The sequence below is a fragment of the Streptomyces erythrochromogenes genome (genome assembly GCF_040684695.1).
GTDB classification, from domain to species: domain Bacteria; phylum Actinomycetota; class Actinomycetes; order Streptomycetales; family Streptomycetaceae; genus Streptomyces; species Streptomyces erythrochromogenes_C.
This window is the reverse complement of the sequence record NZ_JBFBGM010000012.1, coordinates 72,485-97,465: the sequence shown is the minus strand read 5'-3', so window position 1 is coordinate 97,465 and position 24,981 is coordinate 72,485. Positions and strand designations below refer to the sequence as shown.

19 protein-coding genes are annotated in these 24,981 nt (G+C 72.2%); 9 read left to right on the top strand and 10 right to left on the bottom strand.

What is annotated here, in order from left to right:
• The first annotated feature begins 122 nt into the window (after positions 1–122).
• Complete coding sequence (locus AB0O53_RS19460) at positions 123–815, top strand: hypothetical protein (protein WP_365196974.1); 693 nt, start codon at positions 123–125, stop codon at positions 813–815.
• Between the two features lie 135 nt (positions 816–950).
• Here the strand turns inward: AB0O53_RS19460 and AB0O53_RS19455 are convergent, their stop codons facing one another.
• Positions 951–3,221, bottom strand: a complete 2,271-nt coding sequence (locus tag AB0O53_RS19455; protein ID WP_350987846.1) for a M4 family metallopeptidase — start codon at positions 3,219–3,221, stop codon at positions 951–953.
• Between the two features lie 381 nt (positions 3,222–3,602).
• On the opposite strand from AB0O53_RS19455, the gene AB0O53_RS19450 reads away from it, so the two are divergent.
• Positions 3,603–5,078, top strand: coding sequence for a sugar transferase (locus AB0O53_RS19450; protein WP_350987845.1), 1,476 nt, complete (start codon positions 3,603–3,605; stop codon positions 5,076–5,078).
• 22 nt (positions 5,079–5,100) lie between these two features.
• Here AB0O53_RS19450 and AB0O53_RS19445 read toward each other — a convergent pair whose 3' ends face one another.
• Entirely contained in the window at positions 5,101–6,045 is a 945-nt protein-coding gene (locus tag AB0O53_RS19445) for a GDP-L-fucose synthase family protein (protein ID WP_350987844.1), read from the bottom strand.
• 299 nt (positions 6,046–6,344) lie between these two features.
• Between AB0O53_RS19445 and gmd the strand changes: the two genes are divergently transcribed.
• The 4 genes from gmd to AB0O53_RS19425 all read left to right on the top strand — a co-directional run bounded on the left by gmd (position 6,345) and on the right by AB0O53_RS19425 (position 11,536).
• Complete coding sequence (gene gmd / locus AB0O53_RS19440) at positions 6,345–7,358, top strand: GDP-mannose 4,6-dehydratase (RefSeq protein WP_030846680.1); 1,014 nt, start codon at positions 6,345–6,347, stop codon at positions 7,356–7,358.
• A gap of 245 nt (positions 7,359–7,603) precedes the next feature.
• Positions 7,604–10,381 (top strand): CBM96 family carbohydrate-binding protein, encoded by a 2,778-nt coding sequence (locus AB0O53_RS19435; protein WP_350987843.1) that lies wholly within the window; start codon positions 7,604–7,606, stop codon positions 10,379–10,381.
• Between the two features lie 143 nt (positions 10,382–10,524).
• Positions 10,525–11,202, top strand: a complete 678-nt coding sequence (locus tag AB0O53_RS19430; RefSeq protein WP_350987842.1) for a hypothetical protein — start codon at positions 10,525–10,527, stop codon at positions 11,200–11,202.
• A gap of 118 nt (positions 11,203–11,320) precedes the next feature.
• Positions 11,321–11,536: a DUF6458 family protein gene (locus AB0O53_RS19425; RefSeq protein WP_031148400.1), complete on the top strand. Its 216-nt coding sequence runs from the start codon at positions 11,321–11,323 to the stop codon at positions 11,534–11,536.
• Between the two features lie 15 nt (positions 11,537–11,551).
• On the opposite strand, the gene AB0O53_RS19420 is transcribed toward AB0O53_RS19425, so the two are convergent.
• Both AB0O53_RS19420 and AB0O53_RS19415 read right to left on the bottom strand, forming a co-directional pair.
• A complete protein-coding gene (locus AB0O53_RS19420; protein WP_350988396.1) occupies positions 11,552–12,667 on the bottom strand; it encodes a glycosyltransferase in 1,116 nt (371 codons plus the stop codon).
• 8 nt (positions 12,668–12,675) lie between these two features.
• Positions 12,676–13,215 (bottom strand): WcaF family extracellular polysaccharide biosynthesis acetyltransferase, encoded by a 540-nt coding sequence (locus AB0O53_RS19415; protein WP_136232656.1) that lies wholly within the window; start codon positions 13,213–13,215, stop codon positions 12,676–12,678.
• A gap of 171 nt (positions 13,216–13,386) precedes the next feature.
• Here AB0O53_RS19415 and AB0O53_RS19410 point away from each other — a divergent pair, with 171 nt between their 5' ends.
• Complete coding sequence (locus AB0O53_RS19410) at positions 13,387–14,835, top strand: hypothetical protein (RefSeq protein ID WP_365197114.1); 1,449 nt, start codon at positions 13,387–13,389, stop codon at positions 14,833–14,835.
• Positions 14,836–15,043: 208 nt separating this feature from the next.
• Here AB0O53_RS19410 and AB0O53_RS19405 read toward each other — a convergent pair whose 3' ends face one another.
• From AB0O53_RS19405 to AB0O53_RS19395, 3 genes are read right to left on the bottom strand one after another with little or no spacing between them, the layout of a single operon-like run.
• Complete coding sequence (locus AB0O53_RS19405) at positions 15,044–16,279, bottom strand: MATE family efflux transporter (RefSeq protein ID WP_350987840.1); 1,236 nt, start codon at positions 16,277–16,279, stop codon at positions 15,044–15,046.
• A complete protein-coding gene (locus AB0O53_RS19400; RefSeq protein ID WP_365196969.1) occupies positions 16,276–18,030 on the bottom strand; it encodes a lipopolysaccharide biosynthesis protein in 1,755 nt (584 codons plus the stop codon). Before AB0O53_RS19400 ends, AB0O53_RS19405 begins: the two co-directional genes overlap by 4 nt.
• Entirely contained in the window at positions 18,027–19,238 is a 1,212-nt protein-coding gene (locus AB0O53_RS19395) for a glycosyltransferase family 4 protein (protein ID WP_136232685.1), read from the bottom strand. Before AB0O53_RS19395 ends, AB0O53_RS19400 begins: the two co-directional genes overlap by 4 nt.
• Before the next feature lie 166 nt (positions 19,239–19,404).
• Between AB0O53_RS19395 and AB0O53_RS19390 the strand changes: the two genes are divergently transcribed.
• Positions 19,405–19,893, top strand: coding sequence for an FAD synthase family protein (locus AB0O53_RS19390; protein ID WP_350987838.1), 489 nt, complete (start codon positions 19,405–19,407; stop codon positions 19,891–19,893).
• On the opposite strand, the gene AB0O53_RS19385 is transcribed toward AB0O53_RS19390, so the two are convergent.
• Positions 19,874–20,596 (bottom strand): CDP-alcohol phosphatidyltransferase family protein, encoded by a 723-nt coding sequence (locus AB0O53_RS19385; RefSeq protein ID WP_365196966.1) that lies wholly within the window; start codon positions 20,594–20,596, stop codon positions 19,874–19,876. The genes AB0O53_RS19390 and AB0O53_RS19385 overlap by 20 nt on opposite strands.
• A gap of 34 nt (positions 20,597–20,630) precedes the next feature.
• Positions 20,631–21,833 (bottom strand): MFS transporter, encoded by a 1,203-nt coding sequence (locus AB0O53_RS19380; protein ID WP_365196964.1) that lies wholly within the window; start codon positions 21,831–21,833, stop codon positions 20,631–20,633.
• Between the two features lie 83 nt (positions 21,834–21,916).
• Between AB0O53_RS19380 and AB0O53_RS19375 the strand changes: the two genes are divergently transcribed.
• Positions 21,917–22,543 carry a MarR family transcriptional regulator gene (locus AB0O53_RS19375; RefSeq protein WP_365196961.1) on the top strand — a complete coding sequence of 209 codons (627 nt, stop codon included), beginning with the start codon at positions 21,917–21,919 and terminating at the stop codon, positions 22,541–22,543.
• Here the strand turns inward: AB0O53_RS19375 and glgX are convergent.
• Entirely contained in the window at positions 22,509–24,878 is a 2,370-nt protein-coding gene (gene glgX, locus AB0O53_RS19370) for a glycogen debranching protein GlgX (protein ID WP_435886661.1), read from the bottom strand. The genes AB0O53_RS19375 and glgX overlap by 35 nt on opposite strands.
• Positions 24,879–24,981 lie beyond the last annotated feature (103 nt).

The window sequence follows — 24,981 nt, the reverse complement described above, 5'->3', positions numbered from 1 at the left end:
CGGGTGAACCTGCGTACCCGCCCGGTATGCCGCATCGTTTCGCGGCCCTCGTCCGCTCCTACGCTGCCCGCGGATGCCACCGGACCCGGCATCCGCGGAACCCGAGGAACGGACTCTCCCCCATGCGTCTTGGCACCACCGCCGCCGTGTTCGTCGGCGCTCTCGCCCTCGTCCTGCCCGCCGCCGGCCCCTCGGCGGCCGACGACCAGGGCGACCGCTCCCTCGGCACGCTGCACTACAGGTACCTCGACGACGCGGGCCGCGAGCGGCAGGGGCAGATCCGGCCGGCGGACGTCGGCACCTGCTACCTGCTCACGGGGACGTCCCGCAACGAGCCCGCCCTCGACGTCCGCAACCGGACGCGGTCGCAGGCCCTGCTCTTCGACAACCCCGGATGCGGCGGCAGAGCGGTCGCGACCCTGAGGCCGAACGGGTCCGTGTCCGACGTGGAGGTGGTGGCGGCCTTCTTCAAGCCGGTGGACGAAGCCGGTGGGGAGCCGGGCCGCGGTGACTGGGGCAACGGCGGCGACCAGCAGCAGGGCCGCGGCGACCAGAAGGAAGAGGACGCGACCGACGGGTCGGACGCGTCGGACGGGGCCGACCAGGGCCAGGGCCAGGGCCAGGGCCAGGGCCGGGGCGACTGGGGCAACGGCGGCGACCAGCAGCAGGGCCGCGGCGACCAGGCGGACGCGGAAGAGGAAGACACAGAGGAAGCGGCGGACGCAGAAGAAGAAGGAGAAGAAGGAGAGGAGGCAGAAGAGGAGACGGACGCGGAGGAGGACTTCCTCTCCATGGTCCTGCGCGCCATCGGCTGACGCTGCCGGCCCCCGCAGGCGCAGGCGCCGTGCGGCGGGGCCGCCCATGGGACAGGGCCGCCCGGGGAGGTTTCCTCCCGGGCGGCCCCGTGTCTATCTACCGGTCCAGCCGTGGCTCACGCTGCCCCGAAGGGGTCAGAAGGTGAGCTTCCAGCTGTTGATGTAACCGGTGTCCAGGCTGGCAGCGTCGCGGACGCGGAGCTTCCAGGTGCCGTTGGCGACCTCCGAGGAGGCGTTCACGGTGAAGGTCTGGACGATGTTGTCCGCGCTGCCGCCGGTGCGGTTGCGCAGGTTGTAGACGCTGCCGTCGGGGGCGACCAGGTCGACCACCAGGTCACCGACGTAGGTGTGGACGATGTTCACGTCCACCTTCAGCGTGCTCGGGGCGTTGCCCGTGCGGGTCACCGCGATCGGGGACTCGACCGTGGCGTTGTCCGCGATCTGGTAGTCGTTCGTGTTCTCGAAGACGTTCTGCTGGCCGGTGCCGACGGTCCAGGTGAAGGACGCCGTGCCGGTCTTGGCCTGCGAGTCGGTCACGGTGACGGTCACGTTGGACGTGCCCGCGGTGGTGGCCGTACCGGAGATCAGACCGGTCGAGGAGTTGATCGACAGGCCGGCCGGCAGGCCGGTCGCCGCGTAGCTCAGCGCACCCGGGTTGGTGCTGGTCGCCTGGACCTGCAGGCTCACAGCGGTGTTGATCTGGGTGTTCTGGTTGGCGATCGGGGTGACCGAGACGCCGCTGACGATGCGCGGGCCGACGTTGATGGCCGCCCAGGCGTTCGCCGCGTTGTTGTAGGTCGTCGAGCCGGCGCCGTACAGGTCGGCCGCCGCCTGCAGGGTCGCCGTACGGGCGGCCGCGTAGTTGGTGTTCGACTTGAACAGACCGGTGGTCAGCGCGCGGAACCAGATCTTCGAGGCGGCGTCGCGGCCGATGGCGGTGACGGGCAGACCGTCGGAGGTCGGCGAGTCGTAGCTCACGCCGTTGACGACCTTGGCGCCGGAGCCCTCGGAGGCCAGGTAGTACCAGTGGTTGGCCGGGCCCGAGGAGTAGTGGACGTCGATCGAGCCGATGCCCGAGTACCAGGCGTCCTTGGACGAGCCGTCCTTGCTCGGCTTGTCCATGTAGCGCAGCGGGGTGCCGTCGCCGTTGATGTCGATCTTCTCGCCGACCAGGTAGTCGCCGACGTCCTGCGGGTTGTTGGCGTAGAACTCGACCGCCGCCGCCATGATGTCGGAGGTGGCCTCGTTCAGGCCGCCGGGCTCACCGCTGTAGGTCATGTTGCCGGTGACCGAGGTCAGGCCGTGGGTCATCTCGTGCGCCGCCACGTCCGTGGAGGTGAGGGGCTTGTTGTTGCCCTCGCCGTCGCCGTACGTCATGCAGAAGCAGGAGTCGCTCCAGAAGGCGTTCACGTAGGCGTTGCCGTAGTGGACCCGGCTGTACGGGGCCACGCCGTCGTTGCGCAGGCCGTTGCGGCCGTGCACGTTCTTGTAGTAGTCCCACGTGACCGCGGCGCCGTAGTGCGCGTCCGCGCCGGCCGTCTCCAGGTTGGACGCCTGGTTGTTGCCCCAGATGTCGTCCGGGCCGGAGAAGAGCGTGCCGGTGCCGGAGCCGGTGCCGCGGTTGAGGTTGTAGGTCTTGTGGCTGCCGCGCGCGGCGTCGGTCAGGTTCCAGGTGCTGCCCGACTGCGTGGTGCCGAGGGTGACCTGGCCGCTGTACATCGTGTTGCCGGTGCCGGTCTCGATGGCCTGCCACTCGGTGATCTTGGCGCCGGTCCTGGCGTCGGTCACCACGTGCAGCTCGTTCGGCGTGCCGTCGTGCTGCAGGCCGCCGACGACCGTCTCGAACGCGAGCCGCGGAGCGCCCTCGGCCGCCCAGATCACCTTGCGGGCGTTCTTGGCGGGCTTGGCCTCCTTCGAGCCCTCGGCGCCGGCGGCGGAGACCGCCTGGCTCTCGGCGGCCGCCGGGGTGACCGAGGCCTCGGTGGTCGCCACCTTGATCTCGTGGTGGGTGGCCTTCGTCACGCTCTTGGTGACGCCGTTCTTGGCGTGGACGGTCAGGTCGCCGCCGAGCACGGGCAGACCGTCGTAGGTCCGCTCGTACGTGGTGTGCGTGGTGCCGTCCGCATCCTGGACGACATCGCGGACGACGAGCTTCTCGCCACTGCCGAGGCCGAGCGCCTTGGCCGCCTGCGCGGTGGTCGAGTTGGCTTCGGCGAGGAGCGTCGCACGCTCCGATGCGCTGAGTACGCGGTTGGCCGCGCCCGCATTGGACTGGGCGGCCTTGGGTGCCTGTGACGCGGTGGCGTCGGCGGTGGCGGTACCGGTCTGTATACCTACGGCGAGCAGGGCTGCCGCGGCAACGAGCGCGCCCGCCGCGGTGGCACGCCTCTGGGGGGTGGACCTCAACGCAGACTCCTTCTGCAAGGGGGGTTCCGGATGGCTGGGTGGGCCTCCGGGCAGAGCAGGTGCGGTGCGATGAACGGTCGAAGATTGCCACTTGGCGCGTCGGATGTCAGGGCCGCGTCAAAAGGTTGGCCGGAAACGGTTCGTTGTTCGAAGATACGTATCCGGTATCCGGAGCATTCACCTTCGCGTGCGCGCAGGGCGTCCGGGATGTGGAACGCCAGCTACCGGTTGCTAACACTTGCGCAACAAGAGGCTGGGTTGACCGAAACGGCATTTACCGTACGGGTGTTTGTCGTACTGTTTGCCGGTGCGGCAGATGTTCATCGCCAGGGGAAGCCATGGACACTTGCCACTGTCATAGACCACGTGCCAGGGGGGCCCATGAGGCATGTTCATTTTCCTGCGCAAAGAGTGGCCAGGGCGGCCCATGAGTCCCTGGCGCCCGTACGGCGCCTCGGGGACAAGGCCCGCTGGTACCGTCCGGCCGCGATAGTCGCCGACTTCTTCGGCGCCGCCGTTCCCGTGGGGCTCGTCTTCGACGCCGCCCAGCAGGTCCGGCCCGTCTACTGCGCCCTGGCGGCCGCCGCGGCGTGGACCGGCATACAGGCGCTGCGCCGCCGGTACGCCACGCGGGCGCTCGGCGAGTCCCGCGGTGTGCTCCCGGTTCTCCACGACTGGCTGATTCTGATCGGCGTACTGGCCGTGGCACGTGTGGTGACCGAGGAGGACACGCCCCGGCTGTCCGCCCTCGGCGCTCTCCTGCCCGCCCTGCTGATCACCGTCGCCTGCCACAAGCTGACCTACCGCCACCTCTCGGCCGCCCGCCGCGAGGCCCAGGCCGTGAGCCGCGTGCTGGTGATAGGGGAGCCCGACGCGGCCGAGGACGTCATCGCGCACCTCGCCGCCCGCACCGACCACCCGTACGTCGTCGTCGGCGTCGTCCCGGTCGGCACCGGCCGGCTCGCCAGCGGCGTCCCCGTCGCGGCACGGCTCGACGCCGACGCTCCCGAGGCCCCCGGAGTCGACTCCGCCGCCGTGCTCGGCGCGGTCCTCAGCCACCACGCCGACCTGGTGCTGGTCGCCCCCGGCGTGCGGATCACGGGGGAGCGGCTGCGCCGCGTCGCCTGGGCCCTGCACGACGCGGGCCTCGAGCTCGCCGTCTTCCCCGGGCTGGTGGAGGTCTCCGTCAAGCGGCTGGAGACCCTCTCCGCGGGCGGACTCGCCGTGCTGCGCGTCGCACCGCCGGTCAGCCGGGGCGTGCAGACCCTGCTCAAGTCGGTCCTCGACCGGGTGGGCGCCGCTGCCGGCCTGCTGCTGCTCTCCCCGTTCCTCCTCGGGATCGTCCTCGCGATCCGCTTCGGCTCGCGCGGTCCGGCCTTCTACCGCCAGCGGCGCATCGGCCGCGACGGGGTCCCCTTCGTCATGTGGAAGTTCCGCACGATGGTGGTGGACGCCGACGCGCGCAAGGCCGAGCTGGCCGGGGCCAACGAGAACGACGGCCTGATGTTCAAGATGCGCCGCGACCCCCGGGTCACCCGGGTGGGCCGGCTCCTGCGCCGCACGTCCCTGGACGAGCTGCCGCAGCTCGTCAACGTACTCATCGGCAACATGTCGCTGGTCGGCCCGCGCCCGCCGCTGCCGGAGGAGGTGGCCCAGTACGACGAGGTCGAGCTGCGCCGGCTGACCGTGCGGCCCGGGATGACCGGGCTGTGGCAGATCAGCGGCAGGTCGGACCTGTCGTGGGACGAGACGATCCAGCTGGACCTTCAGTACGTCGACAACTGGTCCTTCACCAGTGACGTCGACGTGATGGGCCGTACGCTCCGCGCCGTCGTCGACGGTCGCGGAGCCTACTGAGGGGCCGAGGCCGCCTGTGCGATCAGCTCTGCTCGCGCCACCACTTGTACGTGGAGGCGATGCCGTCCCGCAGCGGGATGCCGGGCTTCCAGCCGAGCGAGGTCAGGCGGCCGACGTCCAGCAGCTTGCGCGGCGTCCCGTCCGGCTTGGAGGTGTCCCAGGCGAGCCGGCCCCGGAAGCCGGTCACGTCGGCGACCGTCTCGGCCAGCTCGCGGATCGTCAGGTCCTCACCGCAGCCGATGTTGACGGGCTCGTCGCCGTCGTAGCTCTCCAGCAGGACGGCGCAGGCCGCGGCCAGGTCGTCCACGTGCAGGAACTCCCGCCGCGGGGTGCCGGAGCCCCACAGGGTGACCTCCTCGCGGCCCTCGGCAGCGGCCTCGTGGAAGCGCCGGATGAGGGCCGGCAGGACGTGCGAGGACTCCAGGTCGAAGTTGTCGCCGGGCCCGTAGAGGTTCGTCGGCATGGCCGAGATGTACGAGGCCCCGTACTGCTTGCGGTAGGACTGGACCTGGACGATGCCGGCGATCTTCGCGAGGGCGTAGGCCTCGTTGGTCGGCTCCAGCGGGCCGGTCAGCAGCGCGTCCTCGTGGATCGGCTGCGGCGCCAGCTTCGGGTAGATGCAGGAGGATCCGAGGAACAGCAGCCGGCCCACGCCGGCGGCGTGGGCGCCGCCGATCACGCTGAGCTGGATCTGCAGGTTCTCCTCCAGGAACTGCACCGGGTACGTGCTGTTGGCCATGATCCCGCCGACCTTGGCGGCGGCCAGCACGACGGCGTCCGGGCGGACGTCCTTCAGGTACGCACCGGTGGCGGCGGCGTCGCGCAGGTCGAGGTCGGCACGGCCCCGGGTGAGCACCTCGTGGCCGTCGGCGGTGAGCCGGCGGGCGACCGCGGACCCCACGAGGCCGCGGTGGCCCGCGACGAAGACGCGGGCGTTCGGGGGCAGGAGCGGCAGCGAACTTGTCATACCGCCGATGATGCCAGTCCGCTCCCGCGGGGGTCGCAGTGGTCCACGGCCCGGGCCCCGGCCCCGGCCGGCTCCCGGGGCGGCGACCGGCTCCGGAACCGGGGGCGCAGTGGACGGCGTCCGCAGCACAGAGCGGCGGACGCCCCGCAGAGGGCGCCCACGGGCGGCCGTGTACGGTACGCATCCAGCCGCCCGCAGCGGCCCGACCGCCCGGCGCGCCGCCCCGCAGGGCCCGCTCCACACCCGCACCGAGGCACCGCCTCACCACGACACACAGCAACCACCAGCAAGGGGACCCCATGGGCAAGACCGCACTGATCACCGGAGTCACCGGACAGGACGGCTCGTACCTCGCCGAGCTCCTGCTCTCCAAGGGCTACACGGTGCACGGTCTCGTGCGGCGGTCCTCCAGCTTCAACACGGAGCGGGTCGACCACATCTACCAGGACCCGCAGACGGCCAACCGGTCCTTCGTCCTGCACCACGCCGACCTCTCCGACGGCGTCGCCCTGGTGAACCTGCTCCGTGACATACGCCCCGACGAGGTCTACAACCTCGGTGCGCAGTCCCACGTCCGCGTCTCCTTCGACGCCCCGCTCTACACGGGCGACGTGACCGGCCTCGGCGCGCTGCGCCTGCTGGAGGCCATCCGGGCCAGCGGAGTCGACACCCGCATCTACCAGGCCTCGTCCTCCGAGATGTTCGGGTCCACCCCGCCGCCGCAGAACGAGCAGACCCCGTTCCACCCGCGCAGCCCGTACGGCGCCGCGAAGGTCTTCGCGTACTGGACCACGGTGAACTACCGCGAGGCGTACGACATGTTCGCCGTCAACGGGATCCTCTTCAACCACGAGTCCCCGCGCCGCGGCGAGACCTTCGTGACCCGCAAGATCACCCGCGCGGTCGCCCGCATCAAGGCCGGCCTGCAGGACCACCTCTACCTCGGCAACCTCGACGCGGTGCGCGACTGGGGCTACGCCCCCGAGTACGTGGACGCGATGTGGCGGATGCTCCAGCAGGACGAGCCCACCGACTACGTCGTCGCCACCGGCGTGGCCGCGACCGTCCGCGAGTTCGTCGAGTCGTCCTTCTCGCACGCCGGTCTCGACTGGACCGAGCACGTGCGCTACGACGCCAAGTACGAGCGCCCCAGCGAGGTCGACGCCCTCATCGGCGACGCCTCCAAGGCCCATGACCTGCTCGGCTGGAAGCCGTCGGTCCTGGTGGCCGAATTGGCACAGATCATGGTCGACGCCGACATCCGCCAGGTCGAGGACCAACTGGCGGGCGTGACGGTCCGTATCGATCGCTGAGGGCTTATATTTCCCCTACGATTTGCCGTGTTCCGGTCATGCAGGCGGTTCTGCGCCAGCATGACCGGGGCAAACGTGCCGTATGTCCCTAGTGCACCCTCCATGCTGAACCTTTGATTCCAAGTTGGTATGCAATGGGTCAAGGGAGGTGACCAGGCCCTCGCGTGAGCCCTAGTCTGCGCCAGATACATATGGCTGTTCGGATAGTTCCAGCCATCAAACCGGGCGATTGCCCTGGGGGGCTCATGCGTAGATCCAGAGGGCTGACTGCCGCCCTCGTACTGTCACTGGCCGGTGCGGGCACCGGGATAGGCCTGGTGCTGATGCCCCAGGCGTCCGCCATCACGGCGCCGGTGGCATTCACCGCCGACGAGCTGCCGACCTGGCAGCCGGACGGCATCGTCTGGGCGATGGCCCAGGCCAACGGCACCGTCTTCGCCGGCGGTACCTTCTCCGCCGTCCGTCCGCCCGAGGGCGTGGCGGGTGCCGAGCGGGAGGCCGTGAACTTCGTCGCGCTCGACGCCGCGACGGGCAACCCCACCTCCTGCAAGCTGGCCTTCACCATCGGCGACGGCACCGCGACGGTGCGCACGCTGGTCGTCTCGAAGGACAAGAAGACCCTCTACGCGGGCGGCTACTTCGGCGCCGTCAACGGCACGCCGGTCTCCAGCCTCGCGGCCATCGACATCGCGAGCTGCACCCCCAAGGCAGCGTTCCACCCGGGCTTCCCCGCCACCGTGCGCGGACTCGCGGTCACGGACGACACCCTCTACGCGGCGGGCGACTTCACCACCGTCGAGGGCCAGACCCGCGAGCGGTTCGCCGCCGTGGACGCGTCCACCGGTGCGCTCAAGCCCTTCGTCGCCAACGTCGACGAGCCGGGCCGGGCGGTCGAGGTCACCCCCGACGGCAAGAACGTGCTGCTCGGCGGCGACTTCTTCACGGTCAACAACTCCAACAGCCACGCGCTGGCCGTTGTGGACGCCACCTCCGGCGCCGTGAAGAAGACCTACACCAACATCCCGTCGAACTCGGTCGTCAAGGACATCTCCACCGACGACACCGGCTTCTACACGGGCAACGAGGGCTCCGGCGGCGGTGTCTTCGACGGCCGCATCGGCCTGCGCCTGAGCGACTTCACCGAGAAGTGGCGTGACCGCTGCCTCGGCGCCACGCAGTTCGTCCTGCCGTACGAGGGCGTCCTGTACAGCTCCTCGCACGCGCACGACTGCTCCACGGAGCTGGAGTTCCCCGACGGCAAGCGGAACTTCCTGCTGGCCCAGCCGACCAACCACGAAGGCGCCGCCCCCGCGCCCGTGGACGGCTTCGTGCGCGGCCCGGCCAAGCTCGGCTGGCACCCCACGGCCAACGACGGTCTCGGCGAGGGCATCGGCCCGCGCGTGATGGCCGTGGCCGAGAAGAACGACGTGAAGTACATGTGGGTCGGCGGTGAGTTCACCCTCATCAACGGCAAGGCCCAGCAGGGTCTGACCCGCTTCGCCTCCACCGGCGACGTCGGCGCCCCGACCACCCCGGTGGTCAGCGCCTCCAGCGTCAAGCCCGGCGAGGCCCAGGTCCGCTGGCGGACCAGCTACGACGCGGACGACAGCAAGCTGACGTACCGCATCTACCGCAACGGCTCGGCCACCCCGGCCGCCACCGTCACCGCCAGCTCGCTGGAGTGGGAGCGCCCGCAGGCCTCCTGGAACGACACCACGGTCAAGGCCGGCCAGTCGTACACCTACCGGGTGACCGCGACCGACGCCGCGGGCAACACCAGTGCCCTGTCGGCCACCACCTCGGTGACCATTCCGACCTCGGTCCAGTCGTACCCGAACCAGGTCCGCACCGACGGCGCGGAGCTGTACTGGCGCTACGACGACTCGGTCAGCCCGTACGTCGCCGACACCTCGGTGTCCGGCAACCGCAGCGGCGTGCAGTTCAACGCCCCCGCCCTGAAGCAGACCCCCGGCGCCGTCCCCGGCAGCACGGCGATGGGCTTCAACGGCACGAGCCAGCTGGTGCACAGCGACCGCCGCCAGTCGGTCGGCAACACCTTCACCATCGAGACCTGGTTCAAGACCAACACCACGCGCGGCGGCAAGCTGATCGGCTTCGGCAACAACACCACGCGCAGCAGCGGCTCGAACGACCGCCACATCTACATGACGAACACCGGTCGCCTGGTGTTCGGCGTCTACAACGGCTCGACCCGGACGGTCTCCACCGGCCTGTTCGAGACGTACAACGACAACAAGTGGCACCACGTGGTCGGCACCCAGGGCCCCGGCGGCATCACGCTGTACGTCGACGGCCAGAACAAGGGCTCGCTGAACGCCACCAGCAACAGCACCTACGCGGGCTACTGGCACGCCGGCGGTGACAACCTCTCCGGTTGGCCGACCCGCCCGACGAGCAACTTCTTCGCCGGCCAGCTCGACGAGACCGCCGTGTACCCGACGACGCTCACCCAGGCCCAGGTCAAGAACCACTTCGACCTGGCCAAGGCTCCCACCGACACGGTCTCCACGGTCAAGACGACCGAGGACACCTACATCAACCAGGGCGCCCCGAGCACCGCCTACGGCACCGCCACCTCGCTCGCCGTGCGCGGCAGCGGCTCGCTGTACCAGGCGTACATGCGCTTCGACGTCCCGGCCGCCCCGGCGGGCCAGGTCCTGAAGTCCGCCGCGCTGCAGTTCAAGACCAGCACCCAGGCGAGCGCCGGCACCGCCGACACCGTCTCCGTGGTCCCGGTCACCGGCACCTGGAGCGGCGCGAGCACCTCGTTCAACACCAAGCCGGCCCTCGGCGCCACCCCGCTCGGCAGCATCGCGGGCGTGCCGGACGGCTCGGCCGTGCACAACGTCGAGCTCGACACCGCCGCGGTCACCGCGGTACTGGGCAGCAGCTACAGCCTGGGCCTGACGAGCAACGGGACCGACCCGCTGTGGCTCTGGGCCTCGGAGTCCACGGCCGCGGAGGGTACTCCGCAGCTCGTTCTCACCTTCGGTGCGAAGTAACACCGAAGCGACCGCCTGACGGAATGCGGGGCCCGGCTGCGTGGCCGGGCCCCGCATTCCTGCGTACACCCCCTCGGGGGTGCACGCAGGATCACGGCCGGCCCTGATCCACCGCACACCCCCTTGAGTACGGGAGCCACCCGATGTACCGACGCTCCGCAGCGGCCGCTGTCCTGCTCGCCGCCGCACTGACGCTGACCGCCTGCAGTTCGGGCGGGGACGACTCCGACGCCCAGGCGAAGGCGAAGCCCCCGGCCTCGTCGGCGGCCCCCGACCCGGCGGACACCCCGGACCCGGCGGCCTCGCCCGCCGCCGACGCGAAGCCGACCGGCCCGGTCCTCCCCGACGCCAAGCTCACCCCGAAGACGGGCAGCTTCACGGCGGAGGAGAAGAAGTACCTGAGCGGGCGCGTCCCGGAGAAGATGGACCCGGCGGCCGTCCTGCAGACCGGCCAGGAGGCCTGTCAGCGGGTGGCGCGCACGGCCAAGCGCGACAAGGACGCCGCGACCGGCGCCGTCATCACCGGGGAGATCCCGGGCGCCAAGGACGCGATCACGCACCTGTGCCCGGACCAGAAGCCGATCCTCGCCGCGGCGGAGAAGGGCTTCCCCGAGGGTTCGCGCAAGTCGCCCGCCGCGGGCAGCTACCGGGCGCTGACCCAGGCCACCAACTGCACCTGGGAGGCCAAGGGCAAGGACGGTGCCGTCCTCGCCTCGGGCCCCGAGACCCCGCCCAAGGCCGGTGACAAGATCACGGCCACGATCCCGTCGGGCACCGCGGAGTTCAACTCCTCCGGCTGCTACGCCTGGATCCCGGCGTAACACCACCGCAGTCGCCAAGACGCCCTCGGGGGCCGGTACTTCCGGCCCCCGAGGGCGTTTTCGTTCCCGATACCCGGGTAGCCGCGCGGTCACAGTCACCAGACCGGAAGGCGGACCCATGGGCATCGGCGGATGCATAGGCCTGATCGTGGTGGGCGCCATCCTCACCTTCGCCAGCGACTGGGAGATGGAGAGCGTCAACCTCGACCTGGTCGGACTGATCATGATGGCGGTGGGCGGGATCGGCCTCGCCGTCTACACCAGCATCTACAAGCGGCGCCGGACCGCGGGCGCGATCCCGGTGGTGGAGGAACACCGCCGGGACGTCATCTGACCGCCCGGCCCCGCCTCACCGGCGCAGCGCGGCCCCGTACACCGGCAGCAGCGTGTCGATGACGGCGTCCATCGAGAAGGAGCCGTCGGCCAGCTTGCGGGCGGCGAGGGAGGCCTCGTGGCCCGCTCGCGGGTCCAGCAGTTCCAGGACCGCGGCGGCCACGCCCTCGGGACCGGGGTCGACCGCGCGGCCCGCGCCCGCCGCCGCGATGTCCCGCGCCAGGCCGTTGGAGTGCGTCACCACCGGGGGGACGCCCACCGCGAGGGCCTCCAGGACCGACATCGGGAACGGCTCGTCCACCGAGGGCAGCACGTAGACGTGGGCCCGGTGCAGCTCCGCCAGCACCTGCTCGCTGGAGAGCGCCCCGGGGACCGTGAACCGGTCGGTCAGGCCCAGCGCCCCGATCCGGGCGCGTACGGCCGCCAGCTCGCCCTCGTCCGGGCCCGCGACCACGAAGTGCGCGTCGGGATGCCGGGCGAGGACCGCCGGGGCCGCGTCCACGAAGTCCACCGGCCGCTTGCGGGCCTGCAGGCGCGCGGAGTACAGGATGCGCGGCGCCCCCTCGGGCGCGGGCCGCTCCTCCTGCGCCGGGGTCCCGTTGATCAGCCGGACCGCGTTCGCCAGCGGCGCGCCGACCACCGCGTCCAGGCCCTCCCGCTCGTGCGGGGTCAGGTACAGCACGGCGTCCGCGCCGCGCAGCAGCCGGCGTACGGCCACCGCGTCCAGCACCTTCGCCAGGAGCTTGTCGCTCGGGTCCACCATCCCGTGGGTCTGGAGCACCAGGGGCTTGCCCGCGCGCAGCGCCGCCAGCGCCACCGGCAGGGTCACCAGGTCGCGCGCCAGGTGCACGTGCACGACGTCGGCGTCCCGGACCAGGCGGCCGGCCGAGGCCAGCAGCGCCGGCGAGGTCATCCCGCTGAAGCCGAGGGGGAGCAGCCGGCGGGCCGGGAACAGCTTGGCCGGCACCCCCTCCACGGAGGTGGGCCACGTCTCGAAGCCCTCGCCCAGCGCGAGCAGCCGCGCCTCGTGGCCACGGGCCCGCAGCCCCTTCGCCAGGTTCAGCGCGACCCGCACCGGCCCGCCGAAGGCGTGCGAGGGGGAGTGCAGGGTGACGGCGTGCAGGACTTTCATCGCGGCACTCACTTGGGCTCCTCCACCGGGCGGCGCCGCCCGTCCTGGGTCTGCAGGGTCAGTTCCGGCAGGTCCTTGTGCACGACTGCCCCGGCGCCCGCGACGGCGCACCGGCCGACGGTCACCCCGGCCAGCACGGTCGCCCGTACCGCCACCCAGGCGCCGTCCTCGACGGTGATCGGCGCGTTGCGGTAGCGGAAGTCGGCGGCCCGGTGGTCGTGCGAGCCGGTGCACAGCATCGCCTCCTGCGAGAGGCACACGTGCGAACCGATGGTCACCGGCTCCAGGTTCAGCACCCAGACGCCCTCGCCGATCCAGGCGTGGTCGCCGACGGTGAGCTTCCACGGCCACAGCACGCGGACCTTGTGCCGGATCAGCACCCCCTCGCCGATCTTCGCCCCGAAGGCCCGCAGCAGGGCGACCCGCAGCCGGGCCGGACAGAACCAGGCCATGAAGACCGTGTTCATCACGGCGAACCAGAGCGCCTGCGTCAGCAGTCCGCGCCCCTTGTCGTACCCGGCCAGCGTGAAGGAAGGAAGATCACGCAACAGAAGCCCCCATCGTGCTCTCGGCCACGGCCTCCCCGGGCGCGGCCCGCTCAGACTAGACTGCGCGCGGACCAGGCACATCGGGTGGGGGCGGCAGTGACGACGGACATACGCAAGCCCTCCGCAGCGCCCGCCAAGCCGGTCGTGCCGTCCCCGTTCGAGGACGAGAGCATGTGGGGCCGCGAGACCCTCCCGCGCACCCTGCTCTCCCGGGCGCTGTCCGTACCGCTCGCCCTCGGATTCACCGTCTTCCTGCCGCTGTTCGTCGCCGTCCAGACGGGCGCCGGCACCCGCGACGCGGCCTTCTGGCTCCAGCTGCTCCTCACCATGTACGCGGGCGCCCGGCTCTCCGCGATGGTGCTCACCAGCCGCCGCAAGCTGCTCCAGGGCTCCTTCTGGCTCTTCGTCTACATGGCCATGGGCGTGGCACCGCTCGCCCAGGCCGTCCTCGGCCAGGTCCCGACACCGGTCGTCGGCCCCCGCTCGGACCTGACCGTCGCCATCGGGCTGGTGCTGCTGGGCTGCACGGCCTTCGACGTCGGCGTGCTGCTGGCCCGCCACCGGCCGGCCGGGCGCGCGGGCGGCTCCCAGAAGGAGTCGAGGCCCGTCATGGCGCACCGGCGCCGGCTCCAGCTCCTGACCGTCCTGTCGTTCCTGTGCAGCGCCGTCTTCATCATGAAGCTGGGCGGCCCGGCGGTCTTCTTCTCCAGCCGCCAGGAGATCATCGCCGGCATCGAGGAGGCGGGCGTCTCCAACGGCGACGGCCAGGCCGGCCAGGCCCTGCTGCGCGGTTTCGGCACCGTGCCGGCCCTGCTCGCCCTGCTCCTGTACACGCGCTGGCTGATCACCTCGAAGTTCGCCCGCCGCAAGGTGTCGATCATCGTCACGTGGGCGGCGCTCGCCGGCCTCAACCTGATCGTCAACAATCCGATCTCGAACCCGCGGTACTGGTTCCTGACGGTCATGTTCGCGCTGCTGTTCACCGTCTTCCCGGTGAGCGCGGCGATGTACCGGGTCGCGCTGTCGATGGCGGTGGTCGTCGCCCTCCTGATCTTCCCGTTCGCGGACCGCTTCCGGTACGACGAGAAGAACTACCGGCCGGTGGAGACCACGTCCTTCCTGGAGCCGATGGCGCTCAAGGACTACGACCAGATCGGCATGTTCGCGAACACCATCACCTTCTCGGAGTCGGGTCCCGGGCACTTCTACGGCCGCCAGCTCGCCGGGTCGATCTTCTTCGCGGTGCCCCGCTCGATCTGGGAGGGCAAGCCGCGGGACACGGGCGTGATGGTCGGCCAGTGGATGGGCACGGTCAACACCAACCTCTCCTCCCCGATCTGGGCGGAGCTGTGGCTGGACTTCGGGCCGCTGGGCATGGGCGCGGGGCTGCTGGGCATGGGCTACGCCGCCGCCCGCGTCGACCGGCGCTATGCGAAGCGGGCCACGCGGAGGGCGCCGCCGGGCAGCCTGATCTCGGTGGTCGTCCCGCTGGTCGCGGGCTACTCCTTCATCCTGCTGCGCGGACCGCTGCTGCAGGCGTCGGGGCGCGTGGCGATCGCGGCGATGTGCCTGGCGCTGGTCGCGACCTACCGTACGGACAAGTCCACCACCCTGCGCTGACGCGGCACCGCTGCGGCGGGGCCGAAAGAACGGGGCTCCGCCCCGGACCCCGCGCCTCGAACGCCGGCGGGGCCGGACTTGCTCGCGCCGGCTTCCCCGTACAGGTCGCCAGGGCCGGCATTTTCAGCCCGTCCGGCGATTGAGGACCGGGTCCGGGCGGAGCCCGGGGAACGGGGAAGGGCGGGGCGGGGAGAAGTCCGCGCAGCGGTCAGGCTGCGGAGGCGGCCGCCGGCCGGGGTTCGTCGGGCTGCGGAGCAACCGGATCCAGGCGGGCGACCCGAAGCCAGGCGGCCACGGCCTTCAGGGCGGAGCCGGCCGCCAAGGCCCAGGCGGCACCCGCCACGCCCCACACCGCGTAGCCGCCCAGCAGGAGTCCCACGGACAGCAGCGAGAAGACCACCTGCAACGACAGCGTGGCCTTCGGGGCGAGGACCCGCAGGGTCAGCAGCGCGCAGGTGCCGAGGCCCATGACGGCGTACTGCGCACCCGTGGCCGGCAGCAGCGCGGACGCCGCCGCCCAGGTGTCGCCGAGCAGTTCGCGGCCCAGCCGGTCCGGCAGCAGGTACAGGGCGGTCGCCCAGCCCGCGCCGACCGCGGCCAGCACCAGCCCCAGCGCGGCCGTGGCCCGTACGGTGGCGCGCTTGCCGCCGAGGCGGCCGAGCACCGGCGGCCCGAAGGCGTTCGCCGAGTTGAACAGCACGTTCAGCGGCCCGAAGAGGGTGGTCGCACCCCGCAGCGCACCGACGGCGAGCGGCGTGGCGAAGACGCCGAGGCCCAGGACGGCGAGCTGGCTGGAGCCGTTGCCCACCGCGAACTCGACCACGAACCGCTGCCCCAGGTGACCCCGCCGCAGGTACGGCCGCAGGTCCGCGCGCGAGCCGCGTACGTACGGCCGCAGCAGCCACAGGCCCACCGCCAGCGCGGGCAGCGCGGACAGGCCCCACACCAGCACCAGCCGCCCCGCCGAGGCCCCTTCGGGCTGCACGGCCAGCGCGGCGACCACGCACACCAGCCGCAGCGCGTCCGCGGCCAGGGCCCGCTCGGGGGCGCGCAGCGCGGAGAAGCAGTAGCGCAGCCCGTCCTGGAGGAGTACCAGCGGCAGGACCAGGCCCAGCGCGAGGAAGGCCCGCCCGGTGGCCCCGGGCAGGGCCAGGCCCACCACCGCGAGCAGGACGCCCACGGCGGCCGACGCGGCCCCGGTGAAGCCGGCGGCCGACCGGCAGGCCGCGCCGAGCCCTTCGCCCTTGTGCAGGACGAGGCTCTGCCCGACGTAGGCCATGTTCAGCCCGAGGAGCACGCTGAAGGCCACGTAGACCATCGAGAAGTCGGCGAAGCCGGAGGCCGACGACAGCCGGGCGGCCAGCACCAGCACCAGGATGTTCGTGGCGCTGGAGGCGGCCTGGTCCAGGACCGAGGCGACGGCGGCGAGGCCGCGTCGGCTCACCTGCGGCCCATGCGCACGGTGCGCAGCGCGACGGTGTCGGTGCCGTCACCGGGGATGTGCTGCTCGGGCTCCGCCACCTCGTAGGGGATCGGCTGGGGCTGCGGCGCGCTGGTGCCCGGCTTGGCGGGCGCCGCCGGGGCGGCGGGGGCCGCGCCCTTGCCGCCCTTGCCCTTGCCGCGCTTCTCGCCGGGCAGCGGTGCGTGCAGCACCGCGCCGAGCACCGTGCCGCCGGCGCCGCTGATGAGCTCGCGGATCCGGATGAGGTCGGTGCGGTGGATGGCGCGCGGGTCGGTGACGACCAGGACGCCGTCGACGCGGTCGACGAGGGCGAGGGCGTCGGCGTAGGAGAGCACGGGCGGTGCGAGCACGACGACGGTGGAGTTGGGGGCGTCGGCCTCGGAGATCAGCCGGGTGGCGCGGGCGGAGGTCAGTGCGCGCGGGACGTTGCGCGCCCGGTCGCCGGGGATCAGGTCGAAGGAGCCGGACTCCCCGGCGTCCACGACGAGCTGGCGTCCGTCGGGCCACTCGGAGTCGGCGTGGCGCCCGGGCGCGGGCGCGCCGCCCTGGCCCTGGCTCCAGCGCGGCCGGCCGCCGGCGTCCGTCGGCAGCTGGCTGGCCAGCACCGGAGTGCGCAGGTCGGCCTCGATGAGCAGCACGTCCTTGCCGGTCTCCGCGAAGGAGGCGGCGAGGTTCACGGCCACCGCGGCCGCGGTCTCGCTGCTGCCGCGGGGCGCGACCACGAGGAGCCGGCGCCGGTCGGCGAAGCGGGAGTCGTAGGCGAGGCGGAAGGCCACAGAGCGGTACTCCTCGGCGAGCCGTGGGTCGGCCTCGCCGGCGGCGAGCAGCGGTCCGCCGCCCGTCCGGTCCCGCGGCAGGTAGCCCAGCACGGGGGCGCGCAGCGCCCGGGCCACGTCGCCCTCGGAGCGCGGCGCCGGGTCGAAGACCAGCCGGACCCAGGCGGCCAGCAGGCCGAGCGCGAGGCCGACGGCCGCGCCGAGCGCGAGGGACATGAGGATGCCGGGGCCGTCGGTCGCGGTGGGTGCGGTCGCGGCGCTGGTGACCCGGCCGGGGGTCATGTCCAGGGCCTCAAGCTTGGTGATCTTGGTGTTGTAGCCGCCGACCTCGCTCTGCAGGTCGGTCTTGGCGGAGCTGGCCGCGTCGCGCCCGGCGCCGGCGGGCATCCGGGCGATCTCCTTGGACGTCTCGTCGAGCTGCTTGGCGATCGGGTCGCGCTGCTCCTTGTAGCCCTTGACCATCTTGTCGCGGGTGGCGTCGAGGGACTCCTGCCGCTTGAGCAGGTAGGCCTCGGTCATCGCGTTGGCGCGCTTGGCGGCCTCCTTGGGGGAGTCCGCGGTGTAGGTGAAGCGCAGCACCATGGTCTGCGGCGGGTTGGTCACCTGGAGGCCGGCGCGCAGGGCGGCGAAGTCCTTGGCGGACACCCCGAGCTTCTTCGCCGCCTCGTTGGCGATGGAGGAGCTGAGCGCGACCTGGCGCTCGGAGCCGATGTTGATCGCCTTGTCGGGGGCGAGGCTCGGGTTGAACGGGTCGTCGGTGGGCGCGCGCAGCACCACGTCGGCGGTGGCGACGTAGGTGTCGGCGGTGGATATGCCGAGGTAGACGCCGCCCAGCAGGCCGACGGCGATGCCCGCGCCGATCAGCCTGCGGTAGCGCAGGAGCTGCCGGAACTGGTCCCTGAGGAGGTCGGGTTCGTCGTCGGCCGGTGCCGCTGCCGGGCGGTTCGTCTCGATCACGGCCGGGTTCCCCCAAGTGCTTCGTCTATCAGTGCGTCGATGCGGGCCAGGCCCGCTTCACGGCTCAGGTGGGCCGCCACGTGGCGGGGCCCGGCCGCTCCCAGTGCGTCCGCGCCCTCGGGGTCCTCCGCCAGGGCCCGTACGGCCTTCAGCAGGGCCTCGGGGTCCTCCGGCGGTACGAGCACCCCTGCGCCCGAGCGTTCCACCTCCTGGGCGGTCCCGCCCTCCGCCGCCACGGAGGCGACGACGGGCCGGCCGGTCTGGAAGTAGGAGGTGAGCTTCGACGGGACGCTCATGTCCAGCACGGCGGCGTGCTGTGTGACCGCGAGAACGTCCGCCGCCGCGAGGATATCCGGGAACTCGCCGTCAGCGGCAGGGGGGATGATGTCCAGATTCGGTACGTCCGCGGAGAGGTCCGCGAGGGCGGAGCGCTGGCTTCCGTCTCCCATCAGGACGAAACGGACCTTCGGGTCCAGGCGGGCGGCGCCCACGAGGACTTCGAGCCCCTGCTTGAGGCCCATGTTCCCGGAGTGCAGGACGACGGTCTCGCCGGGGCTCCAGCCCAGGTGGCGGCGGGTCTCGCCGCGCGGCTTGGTGGGCTTAGGCACGTGGGACCAGTTGGGGACGAGGCGGATCCGCCCGGGGTCCACGCCCATGCCGACGACCCGCTCCACGAAGGTCTCGTGGATGACGCCGACGAGGGTGGCCCGCTTGAGGGCGTACGCCTCGGCGCGGCCGGCGATCGCGGCCGCCTTGTCGCCGCCGCTGATCCCGCTCTGCGCCGCGGCGGCGCCCATGAGGTCCTGGACGACCGGGACGTAGGGGACCTTCCAGCGCGCCGCGAGCCGGGCGGCGAGCACTCCGCCGGCCAGGCTGGGCATCTGGGCGAGGACCGCGTCGGGCCGGGGCATCCGCGGCGGGGCCACGGCCCCGTGCAGCAGAATCGATCCTTCGAAAAGGGCCCGCTTCACGGCGGTCTGGCGGGGCGGCACGGTGTGCGCGCGCCGGTGCACGGTGACTCCCGCGCGCTGTTCCGTGCGCTGGAGCGCCCCCTTGTACTCCGGCTCGAGCGACCACGCGGGGTAGTGCGGCATGCCGGCGAGGACGTGCGTCTCGTGGCCGAGATCCGCCCAGTGCTCCGCGATCTGCGTCGCATACGGGCCGATCCCCGCGTGCTCCGGAGCGTAATTGGTGGAAACCAGCAGCATGCGCCGCTGACCGGATCTGGACACCGTGCGTCCCCTCTTCCCCTGGATGATGCGCACGTCACCCTATTCGTTCACCCGCGTGCTGCGGAACGTGCACGCTATTGTCTGCTAATCCGCTGCACCGGGGGGTGTGGCCGCTGGGGATGAAGAGATGACGGAGCGGTACATGTCCGACATTGGAGCGCCTGCGCGCCGACCGTATCGAGTCGGCTACGCGCCGGGTGCCTACGATCTATTCCATATCGGACATCTGAACATCCTTCGGCATGCCCGGAGTCAGTGCGACTACCTGGTCGCCGGGGTGGTCTCCGACGAGATGGCCGAATTCGCCAAGGGCCGCCGCCCGATGATCCCGCTCGTCGAGCGCCTGGAGATCGTGCGCAGCGTCAAGTACGTCGACGCCGCCTTCGTCGAAACGGTCCCGGACAAGGTGGAGACCTGGAAGCAGGTCCGCTTCGACGTGATCTTCAAGGGCGACGACTGGCGGGGCACTCCCAAGGGCGACAAGCTGGAGAAGGACTTCGCCGCCCACGGCGTCGACGTCGTCTACTTCCCGTACACCGTCCACACCTCCAGCACCCAGCTGCGCCGGGCACTGGACGCGCTCGCGGAGCCGGCCTCCCCGCCGGGGCAGGTCACCGGCGAACGGCGCTGAGCTCCCGGAACCACTTGGCGAGGAACGCCAGCAGGAACAGCGCGGCGACCACGCCCAGTCCGGCGTACGCCCAGGCGAACAGCTCTCCGCCGCCGAGCAGCAGGAACACCAGGCAGAACACCCCGTAGTCCACGGGCAGCAGCGCCACCGCGCGCAGGGTCGACGGCGCGGCGGCGGGGCTTCCCGGCGCCGGCCGGGGCTTCAGCTTCTCGGTCAGCAGTCCGCCGAAGAAGGTGACGACGGCGGCGAACTGGAAGCCGAGCGGCACCAGCAGCCAGCCGTCGGCCGTCGTCCCGTACTGCTCGGGGAACCGGTAGAAGGCGATCAGTACGCAGGAGTGCAGCGCCGTGAGCTTCGCGGCGTCCACGACGTGGTCCAGCCACTCGCCGGCCGCGCTGCCGCCGCCGCGCAGTCGCGCCAGCTGCCCGTCGGCCGAGTCGAAGGCGAAGCCGACCGCGAGCGCGGCCCACACGGCGACCCCCAGCGTCCAGGAGGGCCCGGCCAGCGCGACCGCGGCCACCGCGGCGAAGCTGAAGGCGGCGCTGATCAGCGTCACCTGGTTCGGGGTGAGCCCGAGCGCGTACGAACCGGCGGCCAGGTAGCGCCCGGTGGGCCGGTTGACGAACCGCGAGTAGAGCGACACCCCCTTCGCGGACTTCTGCGCCCCGCGCAGTTCCTCCAGCGCGGTACCGACTCTGCCCATGCAGGGGCTCCCCTCAGCGACGATGTCGAACACATCATCGCAGCACAGATGAGCGAGTCGGTTCCGGATGTCTGCGGACGTCCGGAAGAAGCAGTACGGACAGGTTCGCGGCGGCGCTGAGGACGGCCGCGACCAGCAGCGGAGCCGTGGCCCCGACGGCTGCGGCCAGGGGGGCGGCCACCGCCAGCCCCAGCGGGCGCGCGGCGAACGAGATGAGCGTGTCGAAGGATCCGACCCGGCCCAGGGTCTCCAGGGGGATGCGGCGCTGCATCTCGGTCTCCCACAGCGGGCTCAGCACCCCCAGGCCGAACATGGCGCAGCAGAACGCGGCCGCGGTCACCGGGAGCGGCAGGCGCAGCGCGAAGGCGGTGAGCGGCAGCGCCTGGGCGGCGGCCCCGACGGCCACGCCGAACAGCGGCCGGCGCAGTGGCAGCCGCCCGGCCGTCCACACGCCCGCGAGCATGCCGACCGTGCCGGCCTGGGCGATCACCACCCACGAGCCCTCGCCGCCCAGGCTCTCCATGGCGATCACCGGACCCAGGGTCAGCAGCAGTCCGGCCGCCAGGTGCCAGACCCCGTGGGCCAGGACGTTGGCGAGGAACCACGGGTGGCGCCGGGTCTCCGCCCAGCCGGCGCGCAGCTCGGTCCCGAAGGAGGCGCGCGGCGCGGTCCGCGGGGCTCCGGTGGTGCGCAGGCCGCCGAGGGTGAGCGCGGAGAGGGCGAAGAGGGCCGCGGTGAGCAGCGAGGCCCAGCCGCCGCCGACGGTCAGCGCCAGCGAGCCGGCCGCCGCCGGGGCCGCGACGTTCGCGAGCCCGGTCGCCACCCCGAGCCGGGCGTTGGCGCGAAGCCGCCCGTCCTCGGGGACGGCGGCCGCGACGAGCGTGCGGACGGCGGGCGTACCGAAGGCCACCGCGGCTCCCGTCACGGCGGCGAGCACGGCCAGCTCCGGGATCCGGCCGTCGAGCCCGGTCAGCAGCAGGGCGCCGGTCCCCAGTTGGGCGCCCGCCCGGACGAGGTCGGCGACGAGCACCACCCGCCGGGCCGGGAACCGGTCGGCCGCCACTCCGGCCACGGGCAGCAGGAGCAGCATGGGCAGCAGCTCGCTGGAGAGTACGAGGCCCAGGTCGCCGGAGGAGCCGCCCTGCAGGAGGGCCAGTGTGAGGGTGGTGGGGACGAGCGCGGAGGCGAAGGCGGCGCAGGTGCGGCCGACGAGCAGCCGCCGTATCGGCGTGATCATGCGCGGAGATTATTTCGCCAGCGAATCATTCGTCAACGAAATATCGGCCCGGGGCGCGGCGGTGGACGGGACATAATGCGGACATGGGCAGAGAGGCGGCCGAGGGCCGGGCGCGGAAGGCGGAAACGCGGGCCACCGGGGCACAGGCGGGGCCGGAACGGGCCGGGAACCGTGCCGCGGACGGCGCCGACAGCACGGCCGCGGGCACCACAGGGACCTCCGTCGAGGACTCCGTCGACCGGCACATCGCCCGGTGGACCGGCAAGGTGCCCTTCGACGTGCCCACCGAAGCCGTCATCACCCGCATCCAGCTCCTCGCCAAACACGTCTCGCACGGCAAGGAACGGGCGCTCGCCGAGACCGGGCTGCAGGCCTTCGAGTTCGAGACGATGCACCGGCTCGCCTCCCGCGGCGCCCCCTGGCGGGCCCCCTCCGCCGAACTCGCCGCCGAACTCCTCCTCTCCCCGGCCGGGATGACCGGCCGCCTCGACACCCTGGAGAAGTCCGGCCTGGTCCGGCGGCTGCGCGCCGCCGCCGACCGCCGCCGCGTCGACGTCGAACTCACCCCGGAGGGGCACCGCCGGTGGACGGAGGCCATGCGCTGGCGCGGCATCGCCGAGGCCGAGATGATCGAGCCCCTCGACGACGCCGAACGCGCCGCGCTCGCCGCCCTCCTCAAGCGGATGCTCCTGTCGGTCGAGACCCGCTGACCCTCAGCAGGAGCACCGAGCGGGCCGGCACGGTCAGGCTCTCCCCGGCACGGTGCACGGTGCCCGGGACGGCCGCCTGCTCCTCCAGGGAGGTGTCCAGGACCAGTTCGTACTCCCCGGCCCACGGCGCGCCCGGCAGCACCCACGCCACCGGCCGGTCGCCGGTGTGGAGCAGGACGAGGAAGCTGTCGTCCGTCACCTGCCGGCCCCGCTCGTCACGGCCCGGGATGTCCCGCCCCGACAGGTACATCCCCAGCGCGGCCGACGGCGCGTACCAGTCCCGCTCCGTCATCTCCGCGCCCGCCGGAGTGAACCAGGCCAGGTCCCGCAGCCCGTCCGCCCCCTGCGGCCGGCCCGAGAAGAACGCCCGCCGCCGCAGCACCGGATGGGCGTGGCGCAGCGAGATCAGCCGGGCGGCCAGGGCGAACAGCGACTGCCACGCCGGATCCTCCAGCAGCGACCAGTCCACCCACCCCGTCTCGTTGTCCTGGCAGTACGCGTTGTTGTTGCCGCCCTGGGTGCGCCCGAACTCGTCGCCCGCCACCAGCATCGGCACCCCGGTCGACAGCAGCAGGGTGGTCAGCAGGTTGCGCAGCTGACGGCGCCGGAGCACGTTGATGCGGGCGTCGTCCGTCTCGCCCTCGGCCCCGCAGTTCCACGACCGGTTGTCGTGCGTCCCGTCCCGCCCCGCCTCCCCGTTCGCGTCGTTGTGCTTGCGCTCGTAGGACACCAGGTCCCGCAGGGTGAAACCGTCGTGAGCGGTCACGAAGTTCACCGAGGCGTACGGGCGCCGCCCGCCCCACGCGTACAGGTCGCTCGACCCCGACAGGCGGTAGCCGAGGTCCCGTACGTCGGGCAGCGCGCCCCGCCAGAAGTCCCGCACGGCATCGCGGTAGCGGTCGTTCCACTCCGTCCACAGCGGCGGGAACGCCCCCACCTGATAGCCGCCCGAACCCACGTCCCACGGCTCCGCGATCAGCTTCACCCGCCGCAGCACCGGATCCTGGGCGATCACCGCCAGGAACGGGGACAGCATGTCCACGTCGTGCATCGAACGGGCCAGCGCCGCCGCCAGGTCGAAGCGGAAGCCGTCCACCCCCATCTCCGTGACCCAGTAGCGCAGCGAGTCAGTGATGAGCCGCAGCACGTGCGGCCGCCCGGCGTGCAGGGTGTTCCCGCAGCCCGTGTAGTCGGCGTACCGGCGCTGGTCGGACTGGAGCCGGTAGTAGCCCCGGTTGTCGAACCCGCGCAGCGACAGCGTGGGACCCAGCTCGCCGGCCTCCGCCGTGTGGTTGTAGACCACGTCGAGGATGACCTCGATCCCGGCCGCGTGCAGCGCCCGGACCATCCGCTTGAACTCCCCGACCTGCTGCCCGGCCGTACCGCTCGAGGAGTACCCCGCGTGCGGGGCGAAGTAGCCGACCGAGTTGTAGCCCCAGTAGTTGCGCAGGCCCCTGCGCAGCAGGTGGTCCTCGTGCGCGAACTGGTGCACCGGCAGCAGCTCGACCGCCGTCACGCCCAGCTTCACCAGGTGCTCGACCGCCGCCGGATGGGCGAGACCCGCGTACGTGCCGCGCAGCTCCTCGGGAACACCCGGATGGCGCATCGTGAAGCCGCGCACGTGGAGCTCGTAGATCACCGAATCGGCCCAGGGCGTCTTCGGCCGGACGTCGTCCGCCCAGTCGTCGTCATCGTGCACGACCACGCCCTTGGGAACGAACGGCGCGGAGTCCCGGTCGTCGCGCACCGTGTCCGCGATGTACTGCTGCGGCCAGTCCCGGACGTGCCCGTAGACCTCCGGCGGCAGGGTGAAGTCCCCGTCGACGGCCCGCGCGTAGGGGTCCAGGAGCAGCTTCGCCGGATTGTGCCGCACCCCCGTCCAGGGATCCCAGCGGCCGTGCACCCGGAATCCGTACCGCTGCCCCGGGCGCACGCCCGGCACGAATCCGTGCCAGATCTCGTGCGTGAGCTCCGTCAGGAGGCAGCGGGTCTCGGCCCCGCCCCCGTCGAAGAGGCACACCTCCACCGCCTCCGCGCCCTGCGCCCACACGGCGAAGTTGGTGCCCGCGGTCCCGTCCGGACCGTGGTGGAAGCGGGCCCCCAGGGGATGCGAGGACCCCGGCCACACCGCCGGGCCCGGGCGCGCCTGCACCCGTGGAACCTGCCCCCTGACCTGGCCGTTGGTCCGGCCGTCCGGCCGGCCGTTCGACTGCTGGCCCAGTGGGCCGCCCGGTCCGCCGTCGATGTGCGGTACGGGCGCGGCCTGCCCGCCCCGTACCGCTCCGACGGCGTTGCTGACGGCTTCCACCGCCTCCTGCTCGGCTGCGCTCGACACTGCCCGCCTCCACGGCTCTTCGGTACCTGCGGGGGGAGGGGGAGTGTGTGGCCCCGGCGTCCCGGCCCGGGCCCGCCCCCGTCTGGTCCTTCCCACTGTTCTG

Coding starts and splice junctions, on each gene's coding strand:
- AB0O53_RS19460 (WP_365196974.1), top strand. CDS start 123: ATGCGTCTTGGCACCACCGCCGCCGTGTTCGTCGGCGCTCTCGCCCTC.
- AB0O53_RS19450 (WP_350987845.1), top strand. CDS start 3,603: ATGAGGCATGTTCATTTTCCTGCGCAAAGAGTGGCCAGGGCGGCCCAT.
- AB0O53_RS19445 (WP_350987844.1), bottom strand. CDS start 6,045: ATGACAAGTTCGCTGCCGCTCCTGCCCCCGAACGCCCGCGTCTTCGTC.
- gmd (WP_030846680.1), top strand. CDS start 6,345: ATGGGCAAGACCGCACTGATCACCGGAGTCACCGGACAGGACGGCTCG.
- AB0O53_RS19435 (WP_350987843.1), top strand. CDS start 7,604: ATGCGTAGATCCAGAGGGCTGACTGCCGCCCTCGTACTGTCACTGGCC.
- AB0O53_RS19430 (WP_350987842.1), top strand. CDS start 10,525: ATGTACCGACGCTCCGCAGCGGCCGCTGTCCTGCTCGCCGCCGCACTG.
- AB0O53_RS19425 (WP_031148400.1), top strand. CDS start 11,321: ATGGGCATCGGCGGATGCATAGGCCTGATCGTGGTGGGCGCCATCCTC.
- AB0O53_RS19420 (WP_350988396.1), bottom strand. CDS start 12,667: ATGAAAGTCCTGCACGCCGTCACCCTGCACTCCCCCTCGCACGCCTTC.
- AB0O53_RS19410 (WP_365197114.1), top strand. CDS start 13,387: ATGTGGGGCCGCGAGACCCTCCCGCGCACCCTGCTCTCCCGGGCGCTG.
- AB0O53_RS19395 (WP_136232685.1), bottom strand. CDS start 19,238: ATGCTGCTGGTTTCCACCAATTACGCTCCGGAGCACGCGGGGATCGGC.
- AB0O53_RS19390 (WP_350987838.1), top strand. CDS start 19,405: ATGTCCGACATTGGAGCGCCTGCGCGCCGACCGTATCGAGTCGGCTAC.
- AB0O53_RS19385 (WP_365196966.1), bottom strand. CDS start 20,596: ATGGGCAGAGTCGGTACCGCGCTGGAGGAACTGCGCGGGGCGCAGAAG.
- AB0O53_RS19380 (WP_365196964.1), bottom strand. CDS start 21,833: ATGATCACGCCGATACGGCGGCTGCTCGTCGGCCGCACCTGCGCCGCC.
- AB0O53_RS19375 (WP_365196961.1), top strand. CDS start 21,917: ATGGGCAGAGAGGCGGCCGAGGGCCGGGCGCGGAAGGCGGAAACGCGG.